We start from the raw sequence: 23,642 nt of genomic DNA on the forward strand, positions 1-23,642 counted from the left end.
TTATGTGCGATTTGTAAGCCCGGTTTTTTGCATTTTTCACTGCTGTCCCTGGTTTGTCTACACTGCAAGAAACCTGCCCATTTGGTCAATTAATAGGGGTAAGAATAGCGTATTCGTTGGTTCGGCTTGAGATTGGGCAGGAACCAGGGTCGGAACAGGTATAGGCAAAATATCGGTTTTTTATTGTGTACAATTTTCTTTTAAAGTGTCTTAATTCGTTCATCGCCGTGGCGTTTCGTGCTCCGAAACGGTGCGGCCTGTCTTTCAACTGATTCAGGAGGCGTCGTGTCGGACTGCACTGCAGCGAGGCGCGCACAATCAATGGGACGTTTGACTACTCACGTTTTGGATGCCGCACATGGCTGCCCGGGCAGCTCGATCAAGGTCGAGTTGTACCGTGTGGAAGGTTCGCAACTGCAACTGGTCGCCAGCGCGCTGACCAACAGCGACGGCCGTTGCGACGCGCCGCTGTTGCAAGGGGATGACTACCGTTCGGGAGTCTATCAATTGCAATTCCACGCCGGCGATTACTACCGCGCCCGTGGCGTGCAACTGCCCGATCCGGCGTTCCTGGACGTGGTGGTGCTGCGCTTCGGCATTTCAGCCGAGCAGGAGCACTACCATGTGCCCTTGTTGATTTCGCCTTACGCCTATTCCACCTATCGAGGCAGTTGACCCCCAAGCAGCTGCCTTGTCCTGGAAGCGACTGCGCATGGCGCTTCTTTGGTTTTTCGCCCGCTCACACTGCGGGCTTTTTTATCTCGCCGCTCACAGCCTGGAATTGTTATCCCGGATGATGAAAACCGTGTCCGGGTAGCCGGCCCGGATCTGGCAGCCGCCTTTGAGCCAGATGATCTCGCCCCTTTCATGGGCCCTCCTGACGGCTTTCGCGGCAGTTGCTCCGACCTGCAGGTCCAGGCTGACGCTGGCCGTGTTCGGATCGGTGTGCGATGGCAGATAAATCTTCTGACCCTTGGTGCGATGCAGGCTAATGAAAAACAGATAATCATGGCCTCTTCGACTGAATACCAGGGCGGCAAAACTGTTGAAGGTGCTGGGTTCGAGGACGGTATAGCCATTACGAGTCAGGACGTCGGCCATGAAACGCTTGATGTCTGTGGGCGAGTAAGACGAGGCTACGTAGTCCCATTGCTGCTGGAACTGCTGGGGATCGAAGTCCAGGCGATCCAGGGATCTCATCGACACCGTACTCGGCAGTTGGATCGAGCGGGAGTTGCCTGTGGTGGGAGGTAATGTCGGGGTAATGGGTAGCATCAACAACGGATCGGACCATTGTGGATGCAATGACGGCGTGCCCGTTTGCCAACTGCTATAAATCTGCCGGAGCGCAGTCAACCCCGCGGCGTCGGCAACCGACGAATCGTTCGCGAGTTCGAATTGCTTCCTGGCGATGTTCTCCGCCGTCCTGGCAGATAATTCAGGAAAGGCTGCCTTGACGTAATCCGTCAATGGTTTGTCGAAGGGAAGCCTGGGATCGATTTCCCAGCGATTGTCGGGCGACAGGCGCATGGCGCCTCGGGGTTGCTCGTCGGGGGTACTCTTGAGCACTATCTCCAGCGTCTCGAATTCATAGTGTGGATGGTCCGGGGCCTGGATATAGGTGATCGGATATTCCCGTGCGTCGCTGCGTGTCAGCACCTTGTAGTGGGTACCGTCTACCGTGATGAAGGCGGTCCCTGCCGGTGGATACGGCAGCAGTTCCCAGTGTTGCTTGAAGGGGGCGGTTGCGGTGTTCGCGCGCTTGGGGGCAACCTCCTGCGCAGGCTCATCGTCCGACGGCCTTCGGCGCGAAGAGGTGGGTTGGGGATCGTTGCCTTGCGCCGTGGCATCGTCCGGAACGCGTCGCCACAGGAGACTGCCTTCCACTTGTTCGAGGCGTGGTCCGGAGGCGATGAGTTCAGTGCCTAGCCGGGCCCGGTAATTCTGGTCGGCATCGCGACCCAATAGCACCGTGCCGCCTTCCGACAATTGCACATAGGTGCGTGTCCTGAACGTGCGGATGCCGGAGGTTGCGTCGGGCTCCGATAACAGGGGGACCAGTTCGGGTGAAAGATGATAATGGTCCAGCGACACTGCCGTGGTGAACTCCTGGATGGGCGTCTGCGAGGTGATTTCGGCGAACTGGATGGTGGGAGACTGGGGTTCGGTGGCTTCAGGTTGTCGTCCGGGCGACGTGACGGGCGCCTGGTCGGTTCCTTCTCCTCGGGACGGGCTTCTGGGCACTGTTTCCAGTGACGCATCGCGACTGCTGTGGGGCGTGTCGGGAGACGAAGTTGGAAGGTTGGGGCGGGTGTTTCGTCTTGGGCTCATTGGGATTCCTGTTCCTTCAGGTTTGGAGAGTGATGAATGACTCATTCATTCATCGTGAAGCAATGCCCTGCCTTGCGTTCTACGCATCGACAGGTCACCGGCTTGAGGATGTTCCTTGAAACTGCTCAAGCCCGTGCACTACATATGTATAGGGGGGCTTGTAAACAGGGTTGGGAGGGACCCATACAACGAAAGAAGTCTGCTTAATTGAGGGGCGGTCATCCCGAACGCCAGGCTGAGCGTCAGGGTTTGCGAGAGGAATTTCGAATTGCCCAGCGTGAGGCTTTCCGCCAGTGCCACGCACTTTTCCCGCAGCACGCGAAGTGCGCCATCGTCCGTCGGTGGGTTTTGACCAAGGCCTTCGCTCGCCAGATCCCGGTAGAAGTTGAGGTGGTGATCGCAAAGGTTTGTTTTTCGAAGATCCTGGCTTTCGATGAGGCGAGTCTTATCGGTCTCCAGGGTCCATTTGCGTGTTTCAAGGCTGTACCTCAGACCGCCGCGAGCGCCATCCTTGAGCGCGATATTCAGTACTTGCAAATCTCTGGTGGCAAGAGCGGACAGTTCGCTGGGCCATGCCGCCGAGGGATCGAGGGGGAAAGTGAAATACCGAGCGTCGAGCGCCTCTACATAAACCCGTTCGAATAAGGTATCGACCGCATACACGATGCCTTGGGCAGTGATGACCCGTATCTTGTCGACAAGGTCTTCAACCTCATAGGTGGGGAGATGAATAATCGTTGTGCCTATCTGCAACAGGTTGGCAGAAAGATTGATCTCGACCGTCCCCAAGTGCGTGGCGTCGAGCTCCCATATCGAGGCATTCGGCAATCGGGGCTTGGCCCCGGCCAGGGCACCGGGTGTGGATAGTCGTAGCGTCATGTCCGGGCTTAGATGCACGAGGTAGGTCGCGCCTTCGCCGATCAAAACTTCAATACCGGTTTGTTCCGAGGGGGAGGTGAGCTGCGCGCAGGTGGCTCGATTGCGCATGTAATAAGGGCTCTTGTCCGAGGGGGCAAGATGCATATATTTCTTTCTGGTCGCCGTGAGGGGCAATGACACGTCGGTTTTCCAGCCCACCGACGATTGGCCAATGAATGTCTCGTCCAGTAGAAGGCCATAGTCGGGTGTCGGTTGGACGAGGCGGTAGGACACACCGTCATTCATGATGAGCGTAACGAGGTGGTTCGAACCCAGGGCGGAAAATGCACGTCGCTTGGTGCGGGTATTCTGTGCGGTGTAACGCTCATCGGAGCTGGCCAGGTTCTTCAGGGCAACTTGATGCGCGCCGAAGTATAAGGTCAGGCCGCATTCCCCATACTTTACGGTGTTCCAATCATCATCGTCGTGGGTGACTTGGACATTGTAATGGGCTTCGATCCGCGTCAGTTCGGCGCTGGCATAATCCAGATGCACCGTGGTGGTGAAGTCGCTGCGTTGTATGACCTGAAGCGTCGTCGACGCGGTAAGGCGTGACAGGTAATAACTGGTGTCCTTGTCATGTGCGACCCGGTGCGTTTTCTGGTTGTTCAAGATAACCGGGCTGCGCGGTGTTCCTTGCTGGGTGATGACCGCTTCGATGTCGAGGGGCAGGCTCTGTTCGATCGTATCGGGCAGGTCGGGCACCAAGTGATAGCCATCCTTTGTCACGAAGGTAAGTTTGTTGTTTCGAATGTGCCGTTTGTTGTCGACGGGTCGGTAGGCCTTCTTGATGATCACTTCCCGCAGTTGCCAGTCATCTGCGTCAAAGCCCGAGGTCACGACGAGGCTGTCCCCTTCGATCTTCCAGCCTTCGATCAGGTCGGCCCTCCAGTCCAGCGCAATCACGCTATTGCCGATGCCGTCCTCGCTGATCGATACGCTGCCCGGTTTATGGGCGATGGCATAGACATCATTGCCCGGCCCACCGTCTGCGTCGCGGTTGTCGGCACCTAGAAGGAAAATCTGGTCATCGCCTGCCCCGGCCTCGATTGAATCATTGCCGCGGGATTTAATGATGTTCGAGCCGGCGGTGCCCCTGATGACGTTGGTCCTGCCCTCCTGTATCTCTACATGCTCGATGCTTTCCAGGACTGCATGGGGATAGTGCACCTTCGCTTGCTCTTGAATGATGATGGACAGGTGCCCGGCTTCCAGATCGACGTGGTAGCCGAGTTGTTCCTGGGGACCTTTGGTTCGGCCTGATAAAATAATCGTGTCATTGCCTTTTCCGCCCACTAACCGATTGGGTGGCAAGGGCGGGTTTGTGCGGAGCGTCTGCGGCGAACCTTCGAAAATGAAAACATCATCTTTCTCACCTCCAGTCAGTTTCTTAACGCCTGCGCCGTAATGGAAGACGTTCGGTTTTTTTTCAACGCCCGAGATGGTGTCGTTTCCGCCACCGATATGCCAATGGATACCCTTGTGTTCCGCCGAGGTGCCAAGGACTGCACCGGGCGTATCGACAGTGACACCGTCGCGCGCGTCAATAGTGTCGTCGCTGTCTTTGATCGTGGGACGGACTCGAGTCGCTTGGTATCGTTCACCGGTCCACCAATTCCAGGTGTTGTACGTCACCGCTTCCAGTTCGACATTGAACTTGCCGTTTACGATGGCTTCGGTGCTGTCTCTTAATGTGCCTTGCAGTAATTTCAAGGCAGTGGCCCGAAGTTGCCGGGTATGTTCAGCGGTGGTCTTGGCGGTGGTGTAGCGCTGCTGAATATCGTCATCAGGGCTGATCATCCAGAAGGCGAACCACCCTGTACGCAGGCGCTCATGGACGGTGAGTTCTATGTAGTCGTCGATCTCGTCGACTTCACGAATCGCGCCCCAGATCTGCGAACCCACCGCCAGGATGAGTCCTGCGGCAAGGCCCACCGGACCGGCTGAAGTAAACCCTGCCAGCGCCGCTACGCCGATGGTCACGGTCATGGCCGCGCTGGTCATACTCAATGCCGCGTTGACGTAATGGTCCGTGGCGTCACGGCCATTGGCGGCGGCCTTGAGCGAATCAACGGCGGCGATGATATCGAAGGGAAGCGTCAGCACGCTGGCGATCAAGCCACTTGCGCGCCCTAGCCTCAAGGCGAATGAGGTCTTGGCGAAACTCCCGAGGGCGCTCTGGCCGGCCGTGAGCATCTGCATGGCTTGCCTGGTTATCGCGGCCTCGAGGCCAATTGAAGCCAGCTCGGCCGTTACGCTGGCCCCGTTGAAGACGGACTGATAGGCGTCCTTGTTCCGGATGGCGTCTTGCAAACCGCGTAAGCCGCTGTAGATGCCGAAGGCCTGGAGTCCGAGGCCCGTTGGGATGAGGAGATTACTCTTGGTTTTATTCACCCAACTCAAGGTTCGTTGTGTGAGCACAGAGGTATTCAGTTTTTGAGCGGCGTTTAAAAGCCTTTCAAGCGAGCCTCGATAATCGCCGGGTTCAGCCGGTATATCTGGAATCTCCCGCAACAAAGGGCGCGCGGTGGGTGGGCGCTGGCTGGCGATTTCGAACAGTAGCGTTGGCAGCCGATAGTCGTTCGCGTCAACGGTGCGGTTTATACAGGCTTGGATATCAACCGGGTTGAACTGCAAGGTGTCCACGAAAACGCGATGGGGGCTGCGGAAAAAAGTATTGTCGCCATTCAGAGGCTGTCCATCGGTGATTGCACCCAAGGCGTCCAAGGCTGAACGGGTCACTGTCACGGAACCGATGTGTAGCGGGCCATAAAGTTTATCTACAACTTCGAGTTGGGCCTGTCTTTGTCTGTGTTGCGGGTCGATCGGCGTTTCATCGCCGGCCCGGAAGTCGAGCGTCTCGACGTCATGTTCATTGGCCTGCAAGCCTAGATCGGTAATAACTACGCCAGTGTCGTGAGAAACGGAGTCGAGGTGAAACACCTTGGCCATTGTGAACTTCCTTGTTCAACGATAATGAATGGCCTTCTATGTAAAGTATTTTTCTGAGAGGTGTATATCAATTGGTTGTTGCGACGTTTTGCGAGGGCCTTGAACCTTAAGAGATGAAGTGATTAAAAAAATAACGCGCCTCAATGGGTCGACAGTAAGGAGGCTGCGCCAGCACCGCCAAATAATCCTGCACTGATGCGGTTGAACCAACTCTGGCCTTTGCCCGTACGCAAATACCGCGCCGCACCGTGGGCGCCGAGGCCGTAGGCCAGCTTGCAGAACAGGTCGAGTACAGTCCAGGTGGCGATCATGATCAACAGTTGTGGCAGGAACGCTTGCTCGGCGCTCAAGAACTGCGGCAGGAAAGCGGCGAAGAACAGGATGTCCTTCGGGTTGCTGGCGCCCAGCACGAATGCCCGGCCGAACAAGGCGCGAAAACGTGGAACGGCGGCGGCCTGGGGCACTTCAGCGCCTTGGGCAGGTTGGCGCGATTGCTGCCAGCTCTGCCAGGCCAGGTAGAACAGGTACAGCGCACCGACGATCTTCAGGGCGCTGAACAACTGCTCCGACGCCAGCAACAACGCACCGAGCCCCAGCGCCGAGGCACTCAGCAGGCAAATCGAGGCGATCACTCCGCCGAGGAACGCCGGGTACGAGCGGCGCAGGCCGTAGTTCAGGCTGTTGCCGATCATCAACAGCGACAACGGGCCGGGGATAAGGATCACCACCAAGGCGGCGCCGCTGAACAACAGCCAGGTTTCCAGATTCATTGCTTTGCTCCTGATGGACAAAAGCCTCACCCAATGGGTGAGGCGGGGGTTACGGTATCGCTTACAAGAAGATGAACTTGGCGATGAAGATCGCGCAGAGCACCCACAGGCTGACGGAGATTTCCTTGCGTTTGCCAGTGCCGGCCTTGAGCACCACATAGGTGATGAAACCCAGGGCAATGCCGTCGGCGACCGAGAACGTCAGGGGCATCATGATGGCCGTGACGATGGCCGGGATGCTGTCGGTCGCCTCGTCCCATTCGATGTGGGCCATGCCGCCCATCATCAGCATGGCGACGTAGATCAAGGCCCCGGCGGTGGCGTAGGCCGGGATCATCCCGGCCAGTGGCGCGAAGAACATCGCGGCAATAAATAGCACACCAACCGTCACGGCGGTAAGCCCCGTGCGGCCACCGGCGGCCACACCGGCGGCGCTTTCCACGTAGCTGGTCACTGGCGGCACGCCAACCATGGCACCGAATACGCTGGAGGCGCTGTCGGCTTTCAAGGCACGGGAGAGATTCTCGATCCTGCCATCGGCTTTCACCAGGCCCGCGCGCTGGGCGACGCCCATCAGCGTGCCGGCGGTGTCGAACATGTGCACGAACAGGAAGGCCAGCACCACGCTGATCATGCTGACGTTGAACACGCCAACGACGTCCATCGCCATCCAGGTCGGTGCCAGGCTCGGCGGTGTGGACATGATGCCGTTGTACTGCACCAGCCCCAGGCCCCAACCGGCCAGGGTCACGGCGATGATGCTGATGAGGATCGCGCCGAATACCCGGTGATAACTGAGCACGGCGATCATCAGGAAGCACACGGCGGCGAGCAGCGGACCGGGTTCGCGCAACGAGCCGAGCTTGATCAGCGTGGCGGGGCTGTCGACGATGATCCCGGCGGTTTTCAGGCCGATCAGCCCGAGGAACAACCCGACCCCTGCGCCCATGGCGAACCGCAGGCTCACCGGAATGCTGTTGAGCAGCCACTCCCGCACCCGGGACAAGGTCAGGATCATGAACAGCACACCGGAAATAAACACTGCACCCAATGCGGTTTCCCAGTTGTAGCCCATGGTGCCGACCACGGTGTAGGTGAAGAAGGCGTTCAGGCCCATGCCCGGCGCCAGGCCCACCGGCCAGTTGGCGTACAGGCCCATCAACAGGCAACCCAGGGCGGCGGCGATGCAAGTGGCGACGAATGCCGCGCCGTGATCGATGCCGGCGTCGGCCATGATGTTGGGGTTGACGAAGATGATGTAGGCCATGGTGATGAAGGTCGTCAGGCCGGCAATCAGCTCGGTCTTCACCGTGGTGCCGTGCAAGCTGAGTTTGAAGAGGCGTTCCAGCCAGCCACTGCGTAGTGGCGGCGAAAGGTCCAGCGTCTGGGCTTCGGGTTTGCGGCTTTCCACAGCGAGTACTCCTCAAGAGTCTTATTGTTATTTCCAGCACCGCACACACCCTGGGGTGGCTGCGATGCGCTGAGGCAGGTAAGGCTGGCGAAGTATGTTGACCTTTTGGTCAGGAACTCGCACGAAGCGAATTATGCTTTTGTATACAAATAAAGCAAATAATGTTTTCTGTGTTGTCGACGAAATGTCTGGCGATAGGGATATATCGCCCATGCGGACGCTATCGCGAGTAAGCTTTGCTCCCACAGAGGGATGCGGTGCCCAATGAGTTCGATTGTGGGAGCAAGGCTTGCCCGCGATAGCAATAGCCCTGGCGCCACAAATCTTGCGGAAAACTCAGTCAATAGGCACAGGACTCTTCCCCAGAGCCAGGTTCACCGCCAACCACCCATCCACCGCCGCCTCCCCAGCCTCGGCAAACACCCGCTCCAGCAATTTCACCTGCTCACGCCGCAACGCCTGCTCGAAGCGCTCGCCTTCGGCCGTCAGTTCCAACAGGCGCTTACGCTTGTCAGTCTCGGACGCGACGCTGTTCACCAGGTGCATTTCCATCAACTGGCGCAACGGCATGTTCAGCGCCTGTTTGCTCACTCCGAGCAGGGCCAGCAACTCCTTTACGCTCAACGAGGGATAGCGGGCGATGAAAAAAACGATGCGCTGGTGGACCCGGCTCAACCCACGACGCTCGAGCATTTCATCGGCCTTGGCGGTGAACGCCTGGTAACCGAAGAAAAACGCTTCCATGGCCATTTGTTGGGAAGTCGGGTTTTTAAGGTCAATCATGTTGACGTATCCAGAGAGGTCGGAGTAATTTCGGTCAACAAGTTTGACTCATTTTTCCAGTGACCCGCTACAGGTGATCCCATGGCTTTTTCCGAACGTGTCTCGCGCCTCAAAAGTTCTTTGATTCGAGAAATCCTCGCTGCGGCGCAGCGCCCGGAAGTGATGTCGTTCGCTGGCGGCCTGCCGGCCGAGGCCATGCTGCCGAAAGTGGAGTGGGCGGCCATGCCATTGTCCATAGGCCAGTACGGCATGAGTGAAGGTGAACCGGCCCTGCGCGAAGCCTTGGCGGCTCAGGCACGTTCCTTGGGCCTGGCCTGCGAGGCAAGCCAGGTGCTGGTGGTCAGCGGTTCCCAGCAAACCCTCGACCTGGCGGCCAAGCTGCACATCGACGTGGGTACCGAAGTGATGCTCGAAGCGCCGACTTATCTGGCGGCGTTGCAGATTTTCCAGCTGTTCGGCGCTGACTGCATCACCGTGCCTCTGGAAGCCGACGGCCCAGACCTGAAGCAATTGCGGGCTCGCCTGGAGCGGCATCGGCCGGCGTTCATCTACCTGATTCCGACCTTCCAGAACCCCTCGGCGGTGCGCTATAGCGAGGCCAAGCGCGACGCGGTGGCGGCCTTGCTGGATGAGTTTGGCGTGACCCTGATCGAGGACGAACCCTACCGCGAACTGACCTTCGACGGCGGCAGCGCCACGCCTATTGCCAGTCGCTTGAAGAAGGCCAGTTGGATCTACACCGGCACCGTGTCGAAAACCCTGTTGCCGGGGCTGCGGGTGGGTTATTTGATCGCCAGTGCGGATCTGTTCCCGCACCTGTTGCGGCTCAAGCAGTCGGCGGACCTGCACACCAATCGCATCGGTCAATGGCAGGCGCTGCAGTGGATCGGCACCGAGCAGTACCGTCTTCATTTGAGTGAGCTGCGGGACTTCTACCGCGACCGTCGCGACCGCTTCCAGGCTGCGCTGCAAAAGCATTTTTCCGAGATCGCGGATTGGAACGTGCCCCAGGGCGGATTGTTTTTCTGGCTGACTCTCAAACAACCGCTGGACACCCGCACCTTGCTCGCCGCCGCGCTGGCGGCCGATGTTGCGTTCATGCCGGGGGAGCCGTTCTTTCCGGAGCCGGACAAGCATCCGGGGCACTTGCGCTTGAATTTCAGCCACATTGATCCGGCGCGGTTGGATGAAGGGCTCAAGCGGTTGGCGGGGGTAGTGCGGGGGGCTTTGGCGGTGAAAGCAGCTTGAGTCATGCGGTGACTGGGCGGGCCCCATCGCGAGCAGGCTCGCTCCCACAGGGCTCTCCAGTTACCTACAGTTTCATTGTGGGAGCGAGCCTGCTCGCGATAGGGGTCCGCAAACACACCACAAAATTATCAGACCGCAGAAAACCGCTTATCCAGATAATCAATGATCGCCTTGGACTCATACATCCAGGAGGTCTGGCCATTCTCTTCGATACGCAGGCACGGCACCTTGATCCTGCCGCCTTGTTCCAGCAGTGTCTGACGATCCTGCTCGTTGTTCTTCGCATCGCGCAGGGCCACCGGCACGTTGAGGCGGCGCAGGGTGCGGCGGGTCTTCACGCAGAACGGGCAGGCGTGGAATTGATAGAGCGTCAGGCTGCGGGCGGCCTGGTCGACCTGCGCCTGGGCCTCGGCCGGGCGCTGTTTCTTGCCGGGGCGGGTGATGAAGTCGATGAAGATGATGAGCTGGCCCAGGCCAACTCGAAGCGCTTTGACAATCACGGTATTAAGCCTCGCGGCAGGGAAGAAGAGGGCGCGCAGCTTACCTGATTTTTCGCAGGCGAAAAAAAACCGGCGATCGATGCCGGTTTTCTTCAAGCGTCGGGTTACTTGATGAGGCTGAGGAATTCGCTGCGAGTGGCGGCATTTTCCCGGAACTCGCCGAGCATCACCGAGGTGATCATCGAGGAATTCTGCTTTTCCACACCGCGCATCATCATGCACATGTGCTTGGCCTCGATCACCACCGCCACGCCCAGGGCGCCGGTCACTTGCTGGACCGCGTCGGCGATCTGGCGGCTGAGGTTTTCCTGGATCTGCAGGCGACGGGCATACATATCGACGATGCGCGCGACTTTCGACAGCCCCAGCACCTTGCCACTCGGGATGTAGGCCACGTGTGCCTTGCCGATGAAAGGCAGCAGGTGGTGTTCGCACAACGAGTACAACTCGATGTCCTTGACCAGCACCATCTCGCTGTTGTCGGAGCTGAACAAGGCACCGTTGGTGACTTCTTCCAGGGTCTGTTCATAACCGCGGCAGAGGTACTGCATGGCCTTGGCAGCACGCTTGGGCGTGTCGAGCAGGCCCTCGCGGGAAACGTCCTCGCCCAGTTGGCCGAGAATCGCGGTGTAATTCTGTTCCAGAGACATGAAACTACCTGTGGGATTTTACGCAAAGGGCAAGGGTACGGTGGCGGACACGGCGCTGCAAGCTCGGCAATCGCGGGCTACTCGTCGCGACCTTCCATCATGGTGCGCTTGAGCATCACGTACACCGCCCCGGCACCGCCGTGTTTCGCCTGGCAGGAGGTGAAGCCCAGCACTTGCGGGTGCTGGCGCAACCAGGTATTGACGTGGCTCTTGATCATCGGCCGCTTGCCGTCCAGGCGCACGGCTTTGCCGTGGGTGACGCGCACGCAGCGGATTTCGAATCTGGTGGCTTCGGCCAGGAATGCCCAGAGGGTTTCCCGGGCTTTTTCGACGCTCATGCCGTGCAGGTCGAGGCTGCCTTCGAAGGGGATCTGGCCGACCTTCAGCTTGCGCATCTGGCTTTCCTGGACGCCGTCGCGCGCCCACATCAACTCGTCTTCCGGGCCGACGTCGATCACGAACTGATCGGACAAACCGTCCACGGTCGTGGCGTCGGTGCGTACGGTGGCGGCCTGGCGCAGCTTGGCGATCTGTGCGCGATCAGCCTTGGGCTTGCCGGTCTCGGCACGGTCGTGCTTGATCGGTTTTACGCCCTGGATCGCACTTTTGAACAGGGAAAAGTCGTCGTCTTGCATGTCAGCCTCCGCGAAGGCCGGCCAGTTTACCCAACTCTGGCGGGATCAGGCGCGACAAAACGTCGGATGGTGGGTCAGTCGTGCTTTTTCATCAGGTGCGGAGCCATGGCCAGCTCCAGGGATTGGCGGGCGCGACGGCGGCAACGGCGCCAGAGCCAGACGCCCAACAGCAATACGACAAGACCGACAGCCAGGATGATCGCCGAACCCAGCGGGGTGGCATTCAACTCGCCCAGTGCGGGGGGACGGCCCAGCAGGCTGGCCGCACCGGCCATGGCCAGTAATACACCGAGTGTTGCCAGGAGCGCAGCGATCGCCGCGCCGAAACGAAACCGCCAGTTGCTCGGGCCCTTGGGCCGCAAGCGACGTGCGTCAAAACCATCGGATAACTTCATTCCGACCTTCCTCAATGGGTATCGGCCCTTCGACCGGAAGATATTCGGGTTGTTCCTGAAGGTAGGGCAATTGCGGCAAATGAGAGGCTTTTGCGGATGAGCGGCAGGGCGGGCCGCTCATCAAGGCGCATCAGATGAAGTCGCGGGTCAGGGCCAGGGTGGCGAAGTTGTCGGCCATGATCGCCATTTCGGTCTGTTGTACGTGCTCGGCGCTGAGGACGCCGCCCTTGTATGGCAGGTCGCGGGTGGCGCAGGCGTCTTCCACCAGGGTGCAGCGAAAGCCCAGGTTCTTGGCGGCGCGCACAGTGGTGCTGACGCTGGAATGGCTCATGAACCCGCACACGATCAGGTCCAGGGGGCCGAAGTCTTCCAGGCGCTTTTTCAGTTCGGTGCCGTGGAAGGCGCTGGGCAGCAACTTTTCGACCACGGTTTCGTCACCCTGGGGTTCGAGGCCGGGAATGAACTCCCCGCGTTCGCCTTGTGGATCGAACAGCCCGCCATGGGTGCCCAGGTGGCGCACATGCACGATCGGTCGACCGGCTGCACGGGCCGCACCGAGCAATTGCTTGATGTTCGCGACGGCTGCATCCATGCCGCTCAGGGCCAGGGGACCTGCGAGGTATTCTTTCTGGGCATCGATGATGATCAGGGTCGCTTGACTCAGATTGGCCGCCGCATAACCACGGCCGCTGAGTTGAAACATCGTTTTTGGAACGGACATTCTGGGGCTCCTTCGAGTGGGGCTTTTGCGACATTGTCCTCTGGCTGAGCGGTTCTGTGAATCGCTTCCATCGCAAGGGCCGCCGTTGCTGGCCTACAGCCTTGTCAAGATGCCCGTCTTGTTCAATAGGTGAATCAAAAAACGGATAATTCCTACGATTGCTTCGGGTATTTTCGTTCGTCATCGGCGCGTGTTTGGGCAGCACCGCGTTTGGCTGATAGACTCGCCCGTCGATTTTTCTGGAGTTTGCCGCCGTGATCACTTCCCGTCTCCGTACCCTGCGCGACCATATCCGTTGGGCCGTCAGTCGTTTCCATGGGGAGGATCTGTTTTTCGGTCATGGCACCGATAACGCGTGGGACGAAGCCCGGCAACTGGTGTTGGGCGCATTGCACCTGCCATGGGAAATTGCCGACAGCTACCTGGACTGCCGCCTTGAAGACGAAGAGCTGGTCCATGTGCAGCGTCTGTTGCGCCGACGCATTGCCGAGCGCATCCCGGCGGCCTACCTGCTGGGTGAGGCCTGGTTCTGCGGGATGTCTTTTATCGTCGACGAACGGGTGCTGATTCCGCGCTCGCCTATCGGCGAACTGATCGAAAAGCGTTTCGAGCCTTGGTTGGGCCAGGAGCCTGCACGGATTCTCGACCTGTGCACCGGTTCCGGTTGCATCGGCATTGCCTGTGCCTATGAGTTCCCGGAGGCCGAAGTGGTGCTGGCCGACCTGTCGTTCGAAGCGCTGGAAGTGGCCAACCAGAACATCGAGCGGCATGGTGTCGACGAGCGCGTGTTCACCGTCCAGGGCGATGGTTTCGAGGGATTGCCGGGGCAACGTTTCGACCTGATCGTGTCGAACCCGCCCTACGTCGACGCGGAAGATTTCGCCGACATGCCGCCGGAGTACCAGCATGAGCCGGAGCTGGGCCTGGCCTGTGGCGATGACGGCCTGAACCTGGTTCGCCGGATGCTGGCCGAGGCGGCCGATCATCTGACCGAGAAGGGGCTGTTGATCGTCGAGGTGGGCAACAGCCAGGTGCACGTCGAGGCGTTGTACCCGGAAGTCGATTTCGCCTGGCTCGACTTCGAGCGCGGTGGTCATGGTGTGTTCATGCTCAGCGCCGAGCAGTGCCGTCAGCACCAGGCGGTGTTTGCTTCGCGAGTGTGATCCGATTGATTTCGGGGAGCCAACCTGTGGGAGCGAGCCTGCTCGCGATGACGGTGTGTCAGTCACTTAAGTGCCGCTGACACCACGCTATCGCGAGCAGGCTCGCTCCCACAGAGCTCACTTGCAGTGTGCAGTCTTAGTGCCGCGTCGCAATCCAGATCAGCAACCCCGCCTGGAACATGGCGAAAGCCACCAGGCAGGTGATGGTGAAGCGCAGGCCGGTGTCTTCACGCTTGAACTTGTTGACCTTTTCTTCTTGCTGCTTGAGTTTGACTTCCTGTTCCGCCAGGTTCTGCTCGGCTTGTTGCAGCATCTGCGCGGCTTCAAGGATTTCCACGAACTGCAGCTTCTCGGTGTTCCAGTCCCCCAGCAGATCGCCAACGTGGGTTGGCTTGACGCTGCCCTTGAGGTGCTGGGCGTCGGCGTAGGCCACTTCGAAGCCTTGGGCCTTGAGAAAACGGTCGCGGCGCAGGCGAGTGTCTTCGTTCAGGGCGTCCTTGTTATCCAGGTCGGTACCGTCTACCTGGTAGGCCGACCAGCGTTTCTTGGCCCAGGTAATGCCCTGGGCCGCCAGGAAACGGCCGATGCCACGGTTCAACGGCTCGATTTGCAGGTTGTCCGGGGAAAAAAACAAACGTTTTTCAACGTGGTCGGCCCAGACGTCCAGGTGATTCTGTTCCTTGCGCACGCGCTGGTTCGGCAGCTGGATGCTCATGCGCAGCAGGCTGCGCTCCTTGCTGTGGCGCTCGACATAGCTGAACTCGACAAACCGCAGCGGCCGCACACCGGTGGCGCGGTCGGTCTTGAGCGGGGCCAGGCGGAGCATCTTGTGATGCTCGGTGTGCACGTCGGCCCACGGCAACTCCACCGCAGACGAGGCGGGGGCTTCGGCGGCGGTGTCGGGGGAAGTTTGAGTTTCAGTCATAACGGCAAAGTCCTGTCCAGGCCGGCTGGTCGGTAGCCATTGCGCTATCCGACACAGTGCTATCGGCCGTTTTTTAAAGGACTGGAGGGCTAGTTGCCACTAAAACCGCTCAACGGGCGGCTAACGCGTCAATAAAACGCAGAATCCGTGCACCGAGCTCGGCCGCCAGGGGCAGGTTCGGGTCCTTGTAGGAAGCCAGTTGCCGCTTCACGTCGTTGGGCACGATGCGCATCACGTGGTTCATGCCCTCGATCAGTGCCAGTTCGGCGTCGGGCTTGGCGGCTTTCAACTGCTTGGCGTCATCGATGCTGACCTGGATGTCGTTGCTGCCCTGGATGATCAGGGCCGGCATCTTCAGCGCCGCGAAGGCCCGGGCCGGGTCCTGGCGGAACAGCGAGATCAGGTACGGCTGCACACTGGGGCGGAAAATGACCTGAAGTTGCGCCGGCACGTTGTCGTCGACTCGACCGGCCTTGAGGCTGTCGAGCAGCTCGTTGCTGCGCAGCATCAGGGGCGGTGGCAGGCGGTTGCTCAGTTGCTGGCGCAGCACCTGATCGATCGGACGGGCGCTGCCGGACAGCGAAATCACCGCCGCTGCGTTGGCCTGGGGCGCGGCGAGGCTGGCGATCAACGCGCCTTCACTGTGGCCCAGCAAAATCACCGGGCCCAGGCGCGGATCGGCGGCGAGCTTGTGGCTCCAGGCTACGGCGTCGGCCACATAGGCCTCGACGCTCAGGTTGCGCTCGTCCGGTGTCGCCGCGAGGCTGGCGGCCACACCGCGTTTGTCGTAGCGCACACTGGCAATGTTATGCCTGGCCAGGACCCAGGCCAGGCGCTTGAGGCTGTCGTTGCGCCCGCCCTCGGGGTTGTTGCCGTCGCGATCCGTAGGGCCGGACCCCGAAATGATCAGCACGACCGGCACTGGCGTGTCGGACTTTGGCAGCAACAACGAGCCGAAAAGTTCACCACTGCCCGTGTCGAGGCTGATCGGGCGTTGCAGCACCGTGGCCTGGGCCAGGCCGCAAAACAGGCCGGTTAACAAGGTAAGGCTTAAGGCAAGCAGCTTTAACATCATCACGCCATTAGTTGCGAAGGTGCCGGTTGGACTGGCGGCCGCCGATAAGGTTCGAGGATGAACTACGCGGGGAGCCTGCGTATACTGGCGCCCACTACGAATCCAAGGTTGAGTCTCTCAGCGTTTTTCACGGAGCACCCTGCATGTCCGGCAATACCTACGGCAAGCTGTTCACTGTCACCACCGCGGGCGAAAGCCATGGCCCGGCGTTGGTCGCCATTGTCGACGGCTGCCCGCCGGGCCTGGAGATTTCCCTGGACGACCTGCAACGCGACCTGGACCGGCGCAAGCCCGGCACCAGTCGCCATACCACCCAGCGCCAGGAAGCCGATGAAGTCGAAATCCTGTCTGGTGTGTTCGAAGGGCGCACCACCGGCTGCGCCATCGGCCTGTTGATCCGCAACACCGACCAGAAGTCCAAGGACTACTCGGCCATCAAGGACCTGTTCCGCCCGGCCCACGCCGACTACACCTACCACCACAAATACGGTGAGCGCGACTACCGTGGCGGCGGTCGCAGCTCGGCCCGGGAAACCGCCATGCGCGTGGCGGCCGGGGCGATTGCCAAGAAGTACCTGGCCAGCCAGGGCATCGTCATTCGTGGCTACATGAGCCAGTTGGGGCCCATCGAAATCCCGTTCAAGACCTGGGACTCGGTAGAACAGAACGCCTTTTTCTGCCCTGATCCAGACAAGGTCCCGGAGCTCGAGGCCTACATGGACCAGTTGCGCCGGGACCAGGACTCGGTCGGCGCGAAGATCTCCGTGGTCGCCGAAGGCGTGATGCCTGGCCTCGGCGAGCCGATCTTCGACCGTCTCGACGCCGAACTGGCCCATGCGCTGATGAGCATCAACGCGGTGAAGGGCGTGGAGATCGGCGCCGGTTTCGCCTGTGTCGCCCAGCGCGGCACCGAGCACCGTGACGAACTGACTCCGCAAGGTTTCCTGAGCAACAATGCCGGCGGCATCCTCGGTGGCATTTCCTCGGGCCAGCCAATCGTTGCTCACCTGGCCCTGAAGCCGACCTCCAGCATCACCACGCCGGGCCGCTCCATCGATATTCATGGCAACCCGGTGGACGTCATCACCAAGGGCCGTCACGACCCGTGCGTCGGCATCCGTGCCACGCCCATCGCCGAGGCGATGATGGCGATCGTGCTGATGGATCACCTGCTGCGTCATCGCGGCCAGAACGCCGATGTGCGGGTCGGCACCCCGGTGCTGGGTCAGCTTTGATGGCTGGCCTGCCGACCGCCGTGGCCTGACGACCATGGCGGCACTGCCGTACTGGCGGCTCTCCAGTTTTTATCTGTTCTATTTCGCCCTGCTCGGTTCGACGGCGCCATTCCTGGCGCTGTATTTCGATCACCTGGGGTTCAACGCAGCGCGCATCGGCGAGCTGGTGGCCATCCCGATGCTGATGCGTTGCGTGGCGCCGAACATCTGGGGCTGGCTGGGGGATTACACTGGCCGACGCCTGGCGATCGTGCGCTTTGGTGCGATCTGTACGCTGTTGACCTTCTCGCTGATCTTCATCGATAAAAGCTACGCTTGGCTGGCGATGGTCATGGCGCTGCATGCGTTTTTCTGGCACGCGGTGTTGCCGCAGTTCGAAGTCATTACCCTGGCCCATTTGAGCGGCCAGGCGTCGCGCTACAGCCAGATCCGCCTGTGGGGCTCCATCGGTTTCATCATCACCGTGGTTCTGCTTGGTCGGTTGTTCGAATGGCTGAGCCTGGACATCTACCCGGTGGCGCTGGTGTTGATCATGGCCGGCATCATCCTCGCCAGCTTCTGGGTGCCCAACGCCCAGCCATTGCAGGGGGCGCGAGTCGCGGGGGAAGGCTTCCTGCGCCAACTGCGCAACCCTGGCGTACTGGCGTTCTACATCTGTGTGGGCCTGATGCAGGTGAGCCACGGGCCGTATTACACCTTTCTGACGTTGCACCTCGAACGCCTGGGCTACAGTCGCGGCTTGATCGGCATGCTGTGGGCGGTCGGTGTGGTGGCGGAAGTTCTGGTCTTCCTGCTGATGAGTCGGATCCTGGCGCGATTTTCCGTGCGCAGGGTATTGCTGGCGAGTTTCCTGCTGGCGGCGTTGCGCTGGCTGTTGTTGGGCTCGCTGGCCGAATTCCTCTGGGTGTTGTTATTCGCGCAAGTGCTGCACGCGGCGACCTTCGGCAGCTTTCACGCCGCCGCCATCCATTTCGTGCAACGCAGCTTTGGCCCTCGCCAGCAAGGCCAGGGGCAGGCGCTGTACGCGGCGCTGGCGGGCACGGGCGGGGCCTTGGGCGCGTTGTACTCCGGCTACAGTTGGAACGCCCTGGGCGCCAGTTGGACCTTCAGCCTCGCCAGCCTCGCCGCCTTCGCCGCAGCCGTTATCATTGCGACACGTATGCAAGAGGATCGGCCATGAGCCTTCGAACCGTTAATTTGCTGGAGCCATTGTCATGAGCAGCCTCGCCGTCTATCACGTTTCGAGCCCCGATATCCCGAACAAGGTGTTGACCCACTTCGAAGACATCACTGCGACACTGATCGAACAAGGCATTCACTTTGCCCGTTGGGAAGCGGCGGCGAAAATCCAGCCTGGTGCCCGCGAGGAAGACCTCATTGCGGCTTACCAGATTCAGATCGATGGGTTGATGACTGAGCGGGGGTACGTAGCGGTCGATGTAGTCAGTGTCAGCAGCGATCATCCGGAATCGGACGGGGGGCTTGATGAGTACCGCCATAGCCAGGACGAAGTACGGTTTTTCGTCACCGGTCGTGGTTTGTTTAACCTGCACATCGGCGATTATGTCTACGCGGTTTTGTGTGAGAGGAACGACCTGATAACGGTGCCTGCTGGTACGCGGCATTGGTTTGACGGGGGGGAGCGGCCGCATTTCGTTACGATCCGTTTGTCTGGTGATCCGCAGGGGGTGGTTGCTGAGCTCACCGGGGATGATATTGCTCGCCGGTTTCCTCGATTGGAGGATTGATCCGCGTTTGGCCCCAAAAGAAACCCCCCAAAAAAACGGCGCTTCCTATTTCTGAGAGAAGCGCCGTTTTTCTATGTGAACAGCAAAGCGGATTTTCCAGCAGACTCAAGCGCTGTGGTAAGTCGGCAGCGCAAACCGATGCTGGCTCTGCAACAGCGTGATCTGTGGCAACTCGCTGGCCTGTTCAGCCAGGTCACGACGAATCGCGCTGATCGCCCAGGACAACTGATCCCCGGCATGCAATTGAGCATAGGAAATCGTGCGTTTGAACAGCTTGCCGTCGCTATTACGCAAGGTCAGCAGAATGCCGCCATCCGGGCGGGGCTGAGTGGTCACTTCGTAGTTGGAAAACAGGGATGCAAACTTTTCTTGAATCATGTTCATAGTTGACTGCTCCATGGTATGGCAAACCGTGGAGGGATGGTTGCACTGTCTATGCCAGCATTTTCTTCTCTAAAAAACCATTTAAAAACAATAAGTTAAGTTTTTGTTGGATTTTTGCTTTCGTGCAACTTGCATGAATAGCCATCGTGCATCCTGCATTTTGCGTGGTCGGGCAAGGATTTTTGGAACCAAATCGTTTTCCGGCGCTCACGCTTCGCCTGTCTCGGTCAGCGGATACAAAACATTGCAAAAACCGCGTGTACAGCGCCGCAATCGCGGGCGTACTTTCGAGCCAAAATCACCGCCAGCCCATAACAAGAACCGAGACCCACGAGGTCGAACGGGGAAGATCACCATGAGTCGTACACCCAGCGACGCTATTACCTGGGGCATGATGCTGCGCAAGCTGCCAGTCATTGCCAAAGCCGTCCCCCGGATCGTCAAAGGCATGAAGCAGGCCAACGTCCAGGACCCGACCCAGCCTTGTGGCCTGGGCTGGTGTTTCGAACAGGCCACCCAACGCAATCCCCACGGCCCGGCGCTGCTGTGCGGCGATACAGTGTTGAGTTATGCACAGGTCAATGCCCAGGCCAATCGCATCGCCCATTACCTGTTGGCCCAGGGCATCGGCAAGGGCGACTGCGTGGCGATATTCATCGAGAACCGGCCACAGCTGTTGATCAGCGTGTTGGCGATGGCGAAGGTGGGTGCGGTCAGTGCCATGCTCAATACCTCGCAAACCGGCGATGCGCTGGTGCACAGCCTGGCCTTGGTCAATCCGGTCGCGATAGTGGTCGGGGATGAACGGGTTGCGGCTTTCAACGATGTGCGAGAGCGAACGGCGTTATCGAGCGCCAGGACCTGGTGGGTCGCGGATCAGGACAGTGCCGACGTCCCGTCTGGTTTTATCGACCTGATGGCTGGCTGCGAGGGTTACCCAGGTGCTAACCCCGCGTGCAGCCGGCAGGTTTTCTGTAACGACCCGTGCTTTTATCTCTACACCTCGGGCACCACCGGGCTGCCCAAGGCCGGGGTGTTTCGCCATGGCCGCTGGATGCGCACGGCCACCAGCTTCGGCCTGATCGCCCTGGACATGCAACCCGCCGATGTCGTGTATTGCACTTTGCCGCTGTATCACGCCACGGGCCTGTGCGTGTGCTGGGGCGCGGCGATCTGTGGTGCATCGGGATTTGCGATCCGGCGCAAGTTCAGCGCCAGCCGGTTCTGGAGCGACGTACGTCGTTACCGGGCGACCACGCTGGGTTATGTCGGTGAGTTGTGCCGCTACCTGATCGATCAGCCTGTCGCTGCCGATGACCGCCATCACGGTGTGAAGAAAATGATCGGCAACGGCCTGCGGCCCGGGGCCTGGTCGACCTTCAAGACACGTTTCGGCATCGACCACATCTGCGAGCTGTATGCGGCCAGCGACGGCAATATCGGCTTTACCAACATCCTGAATTTCGACAACACCGTCGGTTTTTCCCTGATGGGCTGGGAACTGGTGCAGTACGACCATGACAGTGGCCTGCCGTTGCGCAATCTGCAGGGGCGTATGCAAAAAGTGCCCAGGGGCCAACCGGGCCTGCTGCTGGCGCGGATCGACGAAAAGGCGCCGCTGGACGGCTACACCGAGCAGGCCTTGACCGAAAAAACCATCTGCCGGGATGTCTTTGCGCCGGGCGACCGTTATTTCAACACAGGCGACCTGTTGCGTAACATTGGCTTCGGGCATGGGCAGTTCGTTGATCGCCTCGGTGATACCTATCGTTGGAAGGGCGAAAACGTCTCCACCACGGAAGTCGAAAATGTGTTGCTGCAACATCCCCAGGTAGCCGAGGCGGTGGCCTACGGCGTGGAGATCAACGGCACCAATGGCCGTGCCGGCATGGCGGCGATCACTCCGTCCGAATCCCTGGCGACCCTGGATTTCAGCGAGCTGTTGCAGTTCTTGCAATGCAAGTTGCCCGCCTATGCCGTGCCGCTGTTCCTGCGCATCAAGGTGAAAATGGACACCACCGGCACCTTCAAGTACCAGAAGACCCGCCTCAAGGCCGAAGCGTTCGACCCATGCGTCACCGGGGATGAACCGGTCTATGCCTGGCTGCCGGGCACCGATACTTATGTGCGGGTGGATCGGCAACTGGCGACCCGGATCCAGGACGGACAACTGCGTTATTGATTCTGGCTATGGCGGGCACAGTGAAAAAAGGGATGACAGCGCCCGGGTCCCTCGGGAAACTAGCCGTTTTGCGAAGACCCGAGTGGAGTTTCCCATGTCCGATACAAGCCGCCAGATGACCCCGGAAGAGGCTGCGGAGTTTGCCGAACAGGTGTTCAACGTCGCACGCCAGGGCGATGCAGCCATGATGGCCGCGCTGCTAAGCAAGGGCCTGCCGCCCAACCTGCGTAACCACAAGGGTGACACCCTGTTGATGCTGGCCGCTTACCACGGGCATGTGGAAACGGTGAAGGTGCTGCTGGAGCACAAGGCCGATCCGGAAATCCGCAACGACAACGGCCAGAGCCCGATTGCCGGTGCGGCGTTCAAGGGCGACCTGGCAGTGGTTTCGGCGCTGGTGGACGGCGGCGCGCAGGTGGAAGGCGCCTCCTTCGATGGCCGTACCGCACTGATGATGGCGGCGATGTTCAACCGGGTGGAAATCGTCGACTACCTGATCGGCAAAGGCGCTGACCCGAAAGCCAAGGACGCCAACGGCGTCTCGGCCCTGGATGCGGCCAGGACCATGGGGGCGGTGGACACCACGGCGCAGTTGGAAAAGTTGTTGGGCTGATAGGCTGTGGGAGCAAAGCTTGCTCGCGATACAGGCACCTGGGTTCCAGAGAGACCGTGTTGTTTTCATCGCGGGCAAGCCTTGCTCCCACAAAATGCTCGTTCGCCACAGGTCCTTCTCCAATCCTAATTCGCATGCGAATGCGTTATCCTGCCCGCCCTCAAAACACCCTTCGCCACAGGATTCACCCCATGAAAGCCGCCCTCATCGAACTCATCGCTAAAATCAGCTCCGGCTGCCTTGGCGAGGCTGACATCGAGCGAATCGCCGACGAAGCGGCCCAGGCCTACGCCGATCCGACAGCTTTCCTGGCGGCCAACCCCGATATCAACTACGACGACACCTTCCCTATCCCGTTGGGTGAGTGGGTGGTAGTGGGCAGCCTGCCGGACACCGTGCTGTTCCAGGCCGACACTTACGTGGACCTGTTCGAACAGATCGTCGCCTCGTTCGGCCCCGGCGTGGCGTTCAATCTCAAGCCAAAGCAACTGGCGAAAACCGAAGCCCTGGTCGCGCTCAACCGTATCCAGATCCAGATGAGCAGCCTGAACAAGGAAAACGGCGGCTACGTGCTGATGAACTTCAGCCAGTTGCTCGACGATGAATTGCAAATGGTGCTGGTCTACGGCAACGACGTGCCGCGGGTACTGCAACTGTGTGCCGAAGTCGGCATCGCCGCCGCGCCGTCCCTGGAAGCCCTCAAGATCGCGGTCCACGTCTGAAGCAATAAAACGGAACCCTTGCCTGGGGCCCGCTATCCTAAGGGTGCCTATCACCATTTGGGAGCGACACCATGGGTTCCACCTTCAACGGCCTGGTCGGCCTGATTATCCTGGCGCTCGATATCTGGGCGATCATCAATGTACTCAAGAGCGGCGCGGAAACCGGGATGAAAATCCTCTGGGTGCTGCTGATCCTGCTGTTGCCAGTGCTGGGCCTGATCATCTGGGCGATTGCCGGGCCGCGTGGCAACGTGCGGATTTGACCGCTCCACAACAATGCC

The 23,642-nt window shown here is 59.8% G+C and carries 23 protein-coding genes; 10 read left to right on the top strand and 13 right to left on the bottom strand.

All coding sequences use genetic code 11. The features are described from left to right. The first annotated feature begins 321 nt into the window (after positions 1 to 321). Complete coding sequence (gene uraH, locus GN234_RS26235) at positions 322 to 675, top strand: hydroxyisourate hydrolase (protein ID WP_109754493.1); 354 nt, start codon at positions 322 to 324, stop codon at positions 673 to 675. A 93-nt stretch (positions 676 to 768) separates the two neighbouring features. On the opposite strand, the gene GN234_RS26240 is transcribed toward uraH, so the two are convergent. The 5 genes from GN234_RS26240 to GN234_RS26260 form a co-directional block, all read right to left on the bottom strand. Next, entirely contained in the window at positions 769 to 2,376 is a 1,608-nt protein-coding gene (locus GN234_RS26240) for a hypothetical protein (protein ID WP_176689282.1), read from the bottom strand. Between the two features lie 93 nt (positions 2,377 to 2,469). After that, complete coding sequence (locus GN234_RS26245; protein WP_176689283.1) at positions 2,470 to 6,201, bottom strand: calcium-binding protein; 3,732 nt, start codon at positions 6,199 to 6,201, stop codon at positions 2,470 to 2,472. A gap of 140 nt (positions 6,202 to 6,341) precedes the next feature. After that, a complete protein-coding gene (locus GN234_RS26250; protein WP_176689284.1) occupies positions 6,342 to 6,971 on the bottom strand; it encodes a LysE family translocator in 630 nt (209 codons plus the stop codon). A 61-nt stretch (positions 6,972 to 7,032) separates the two neighbouring features. Next, positions 7,033 to 8,382: an NCS2 family permease gene (locus GN234_RS26255; RefSeq protein WP_176689285.1), complete on the bottom strand. Its 1,350-nt coding sequence runs from the start codon at positions 8,380 to 8,382 to the stop codon at positions 7,033 to 7,035. Between the two features lie 336 nt (positions 8,383 to 8,718). Then, a complete protein-coding gene (locus GN234_RS26260; protein WP_109754488.1) occupies positions 8,719 to 9,165 on the bottom strand; it encodes a MarR family winged helix-turn-helix transcriptional regulator in 447 nt (148 codons plus the stop codon). Positions 9,166 to 9,246: 81 nt separating this feature from the next. On the opposite strand from GN234_RS26260, the gene GN234_RS26265 reads away from it, so the two are divergent. Next, positions 9,247 to 10,413: an aminotransferase-like domain-containing protein gene (locus GN234_RS26265; RefSeq protein WP_176689286.1), complete on the top strand. Its 1,167-nt coding sequence runs from the start codon at positions 9,247 to 9,249 to the stop codon at positions 10,411 to 10,413. A gap of 128 nt (positions 10,414 to 10,541) precedes the next feature. On the opposite strand, the gene GN234_RS26270 is transcribed toward GN234_RS26265, so the two are convergent. From GN234_RS26270 to GN234_RS26290, 5 genes are all read right to left on the bottom strand, one after another. Then, entirely contained in the window at positions 10,542 to 10,913 is a 372-nt protein-coding gene (locus GN234_RS26270; RefSeq protein WP_116834266.1) for a glutathione S-transferase N-terminal domain-containing protein, read from the bottom strand. 104 nt (positions 10,914 to 11,017) lie between these two features. After that, positions 11,018 to 11,563 (bottom strand): GTP cyclohydrolase I FolE, encoded by a 546-nt coding sequence (gene folE / locus GN234_RS26275; RefSeq protein WP_003204506.1) that lies wholly within the window; start codon positions 11,561 to 11,563, stop codon positions 11,018 to 11,020. Positions 11,564 to 11,640: 77 nt separating this feature from the next. After that, on the bottom strand, positions 11,641 to 12,198 hold the full coding sequence (locus GN234_RS26280; RefSeq protein WP_053146321.1) for a Smr/MutS family protein: 558 nt from the start codon (positions 12,196 to 12,198) through the stop codon (positions 11,641 to 11,643). Between the two features lie 74 nt (positions 12,199 to 12,272). Continuing rightward, positions 12,273 to 12,593, bottom strand: a complete 321-nt coding sequence (locus GN234_RS26285) for a hypothetical protein (RefSeq protein ID WP_109754486.1) — start codon at positions 12,591 to 12,593, stop codon at positions 12,273 to 12,275. A 130-nt stretch (positions 12,594 to 12,723) separates the two neighbouring features. After that, the gene (locus GN234_RS26290; protein ID WP_014339619.1) at positions 12,724 to 13,314 is read right to left on the bottom strand and encodes a cysteine hydrolase family protein; all 591 of its coding nucleotides are present in this window, start codon (positions 13,312 to 13,314) and stop codon (positions 12,724 to 12,726) included. A gap of 254 nt (positions 13,315 to 13,568) precedes the next feature. Between GN234_RS26290 and prmB the strand changes: the two genes are divergently transcribed. Further along, positions 13,569 to 14,477 carry a 50S ribosomal protein L3 N(5)-glutamine methyltransferase gene (gene prmB / locus GN234_RS26295; RefSeq protein ID WP_109754485.1) on the top strand — a complete coding sequence of 303 codons (909 nt, stop codon included), beginning with the start codon at positions 13,569 to 13,571 and terminating at the stop codon, positions 14,475 to 14,477. 136 nt (positions 14,478 to 14,613) lie between these two features. Here the strand turns inward: prmB and GN234_RS26300 are convergent, their stop codons facing one another. Both GN234_RS26300 and GN234_RS26305 read right to left on the bottom strand, forming a co-directional pair. Continuing rightward, positions 14,614 to 15,402 (bottom strand): hypothetical protein, encoded by a 789-nt coding sequence (locus tag GN234_RS26300; RefSeq protein WP_176689287.1) that lies wholly within the window; start codon positions 15,400 to 15,402, stop codon positions 14,614 to 14,616. Between the two features lie 109 nt (positions 15,403 to 15,511). Next, on the bottom strand, positions 15,512 to 16,477 hold the full coding sequence (locus GN234_RS26305) for an alpha/beta hydrolase (protein WP_176689288.1): 966 nt from the start codon (positions 16,475 to 16,477) through the stop codon (positions 15,512 to 15,514). Between the two features lie 143 nt (positions 16,478 to 16,620). On the opposite strand from GN234_RS26305, the gene aroC reads away from it, so the two are divergent. From aroC to GN234_RS26320, 3 genes are read left to right on the top strand one after another with little or no spacing between them, the layout of a single operon-like run. After that, a complete protein-coding gene (gene aroC / locus GN234_RS26310; protein WP_176689289.1) occupies positions 16,621 to 17,712 on the top strand; it encodes a chorismate synthase in 1,092 nt (363 codons plus the stop codon). A gap of 34 nt (positions 17,713 to 17,746) precedes the next feature. Next, entirely contained in the window at positions 17,747 to 18,892 is a 1,146-nt protein-coding gene (locus GN234_RS26315) for an MFS transporter (RefSeq protein ID WP_116834265.1), read from the top strand. A gap of 34 nt (positions 18,893 to 18,926) precedes the next feature. Further along, complete coding sequence (locus tag GN234_RS26320; RefSeq protein ID WP_176689290.1) at positions 18,927 to 19,460, top strand: acireductone dioxygenase; 534 nt, start codon at positions 18,927 to 18,929, stop codon at positions 19,458 to 19,460. Positions 19,461 to 19,565: 105 nt separating this feature from the next. Here the strand turns inward: GN234_RS26320 and GN234_RS26325 are convergent, their stop codons facing one another. Continuing rightward, positions 19,566 to 19,844 carry a DUF3509 domain-containing protein gene (locus GN234_RS26325; RefSeq protein WP_003204481.1) on the bottom strand — a complete coding sequence of 93 codons (279 nt, stop codon included), beginning with the start codon at positions 19,842 to 19,844 and terminating at the stop codon, positions 19,566 to 19,568. 355 nt (positions 19,845 to 20,199) lie between these two features. On the opposite strand from GN234_RS26325, the gene GN234_RS26330 reads away from it, so the two are divergent. The 4 genes from GN234_RS26330 (at position 20,200) to GN234_RS26345 (ending at position 23,624) form a co-directional block, all read left to right on the top strand. After that, on the top strand, positions 20,200 to 22,026 hold the full coding sequence (locus tag GN234_RS26330) for a long-chain-acyl-CoA synthetase (RefSeq protein ID WP_176689291.1): 1,827 nt from the start codon (positions 20,200 to 20,202) through the stop codon (positions 22,024 to 22,026). 94 nt (positions 22,027 to 22,120) lie between these two features. Beyond that, positions 22,121 to 22,639, top strand: a complete 519-nt coding sequence (locus GN234_RS26335) for an ankyrin repeat domain-containing protein (protein WP_109754479.1) — start codon at positions 22,121 to 22,123, stop codon at positions 22,637 to 22,639. Between the two features lie 191 nt (positions 22,640 to 22,830). Beyond that, the gene (locus GN234_RS26340; protein ID WP_176689292.1) at positions 22,831 to 23,361 is read left to right on the top strand and encodes a hypothetical protein; all 531 of its coding nucleotides are present in this window, start codon (positions 22,831 to 22,833) and stop codon (positions 23,359 to 23,361) included. A gap of 71 nt (positions 23,362 to 23,432) precedes the next feature. Beyond that, positions 23,433 to 23,624: a PLDc N-terminal domain-containing protein gene (locus tag GN234_RS26345; RefSeq protein WP_003204476.1), complete on the top strand. Its 192-nt coding sequence runs from the start codon at positions 23,433 to 23,435 to the stop codon at positions 23,622 to 23,624. Positions 23,625 to 23,642: the final 18 nt, after the last annotated feature.

Source organism: Pseudomonas bijieensis (assembly GCF_013347965.1).
GTDB classification, from domain to species: domain Bacteria; phylum Pseudomonadota; class Gammaproteobacteria; order Pseudomonadales; family Pseudomonadaceae; genus Aquipseudomonas; species Aquipseudomonas bijieensis.

Bases quoted from the DNA above. Each gene is read 5' to 3' on its own strand.
- uraH (WP_109754493.1), top strand. From the start codon at position 322: ATGGGACGTTTGACTACTCACGTTTTGGATGCCGCACATGGCTGCCCG.
- GN234_RS26240 (WP_176689282.1), bottom strand. From the start codon at position 2,376: ATGAGTCATTCATCACTCTCCAAACCTGAAGGAACAGGAATCCCAATG.
- GN234_RS26245 (WP_176689283.1), bottom strand. From the start codon at position 6,201: ATGGCCAAGGTGTTTCACCTCGACTCCGTTTCTCACGACACTGGCGTA.
- GN234_RS26250 (WP_176689284.1), bottom strand. From the start codon at position 6,971: ATGAATCTGGAAACCTGGCTGTTGTTCAGCGGCGCCGCCTTGGTGGTG.
- GN234_RS26260 (WP_109754488.1), bottom strand. From the start codon at position 9,165: ATGATTGACCTTAAAAACCCGACTTCCCAACAAATGGCCATGGAAGCG.
- GN234_RS26265 (WP_176689286.1), top strand. From the start codon at position 9,247: ATGGCTTTTTCCGAACGTGTCTCGCGCCTCAAAAGTTCTTTGATTCGA.
- folE (WP_003204506.1), bottom strand. From the start codon at position 11,563: ATGTCTCTGGAACAGAATTACACCGCGATTCTCGGCCAACTGGGCGAG.
- GN234_RS26280 (WP_053146321.1), bottom strand. From the start codon at position 12,198: ATGCAAGACGACGACTTTTCCCTGTTCAAAAGTGCGATCCAGGGCGTA.
- GN234_RS26285 (WP_109754486.1), bottom strand. From the start codon at position 12,593: ATGAAGTTATCCGATGGTTTTGACGCACGTCGCTTGCGGCCCAAGGGC.
- GN234_RS26290 (WP_014339619.1), bottom strand. From the start codon at position 13,314: ATGTCCGTTCCAAAAACGATGTTTCAACTCAGCGGCCGTGGTTATGCG.
- GN234_RS26300 (WP_176689287.1), bottom strand. From the start codon at position 15,402: ATGACTGAAACTCAAACTTCCCCCGACACCGCCGCCGAAGCCCCCGCC.
- GN234_RS26305 (WP_176689288.1), bottom strand. From the start codon at position 16,477: ATGATGTTAAAGCTGCTTGCCTTAAGCCTTACCTTGTTAACCGGCCTG.
- aroC (WP_176689289.1), top strand. From the start codon at position 16,621: ATGTCCGGCAATACCTACGGCAAGCTGTTCACTGTCACCACCGCGGGC.
- GN234_RS26315 (WP_116834265.1), top strand. From the start codon at position 17,747: ATGGCGGCACTGCCGTACTGGCGGCTCTCCAGTTTTTATCTGTTCTAT.
- GN234_RS26320 (WP_176689290.1), top strand. From the start codon at position 18,927: ATGAGCAGCCTCGCCGTCTATCACGTTTCGAGCCCCGATATCCCGAAC.
- GN234_RS26325 (WP_003204481.1), bottom strand. From the start codon at position 19,844: ATGAACATGATTCAAGAAAAGTTTGCATCCCTGTTTTCCAACTACGAA.
- GN234_RS26330 (WP_176689291.1), top strand. From the start codon at position 20,200: ATGAGTCGTACACCCAGCGACGCTATTACCTGGGGCATGATGCTGCGC.
- GN234_RS26335 (WP_109754479.1), top strand. From the start codon at position 22,121: ATGTCCGATACAAGCCGCCAGATGACCCCGGAAGAGGCTGCGGAGTTT.
- GN234_RS26340 (WP_176689292.1), top strand. From the start codon at position 22,831: ATGAAAGCCGCCCTCATCGAACTCATCGCTAAAATCAGCTCCGGCTGC.
- GN234_RS26345 (WP_003204476.1), top strand. From the start codon at position 23,433: ATGGGTTCCACCTTCAACGGCCTGGTCGGCCTGATTATCCTGGCGCTC.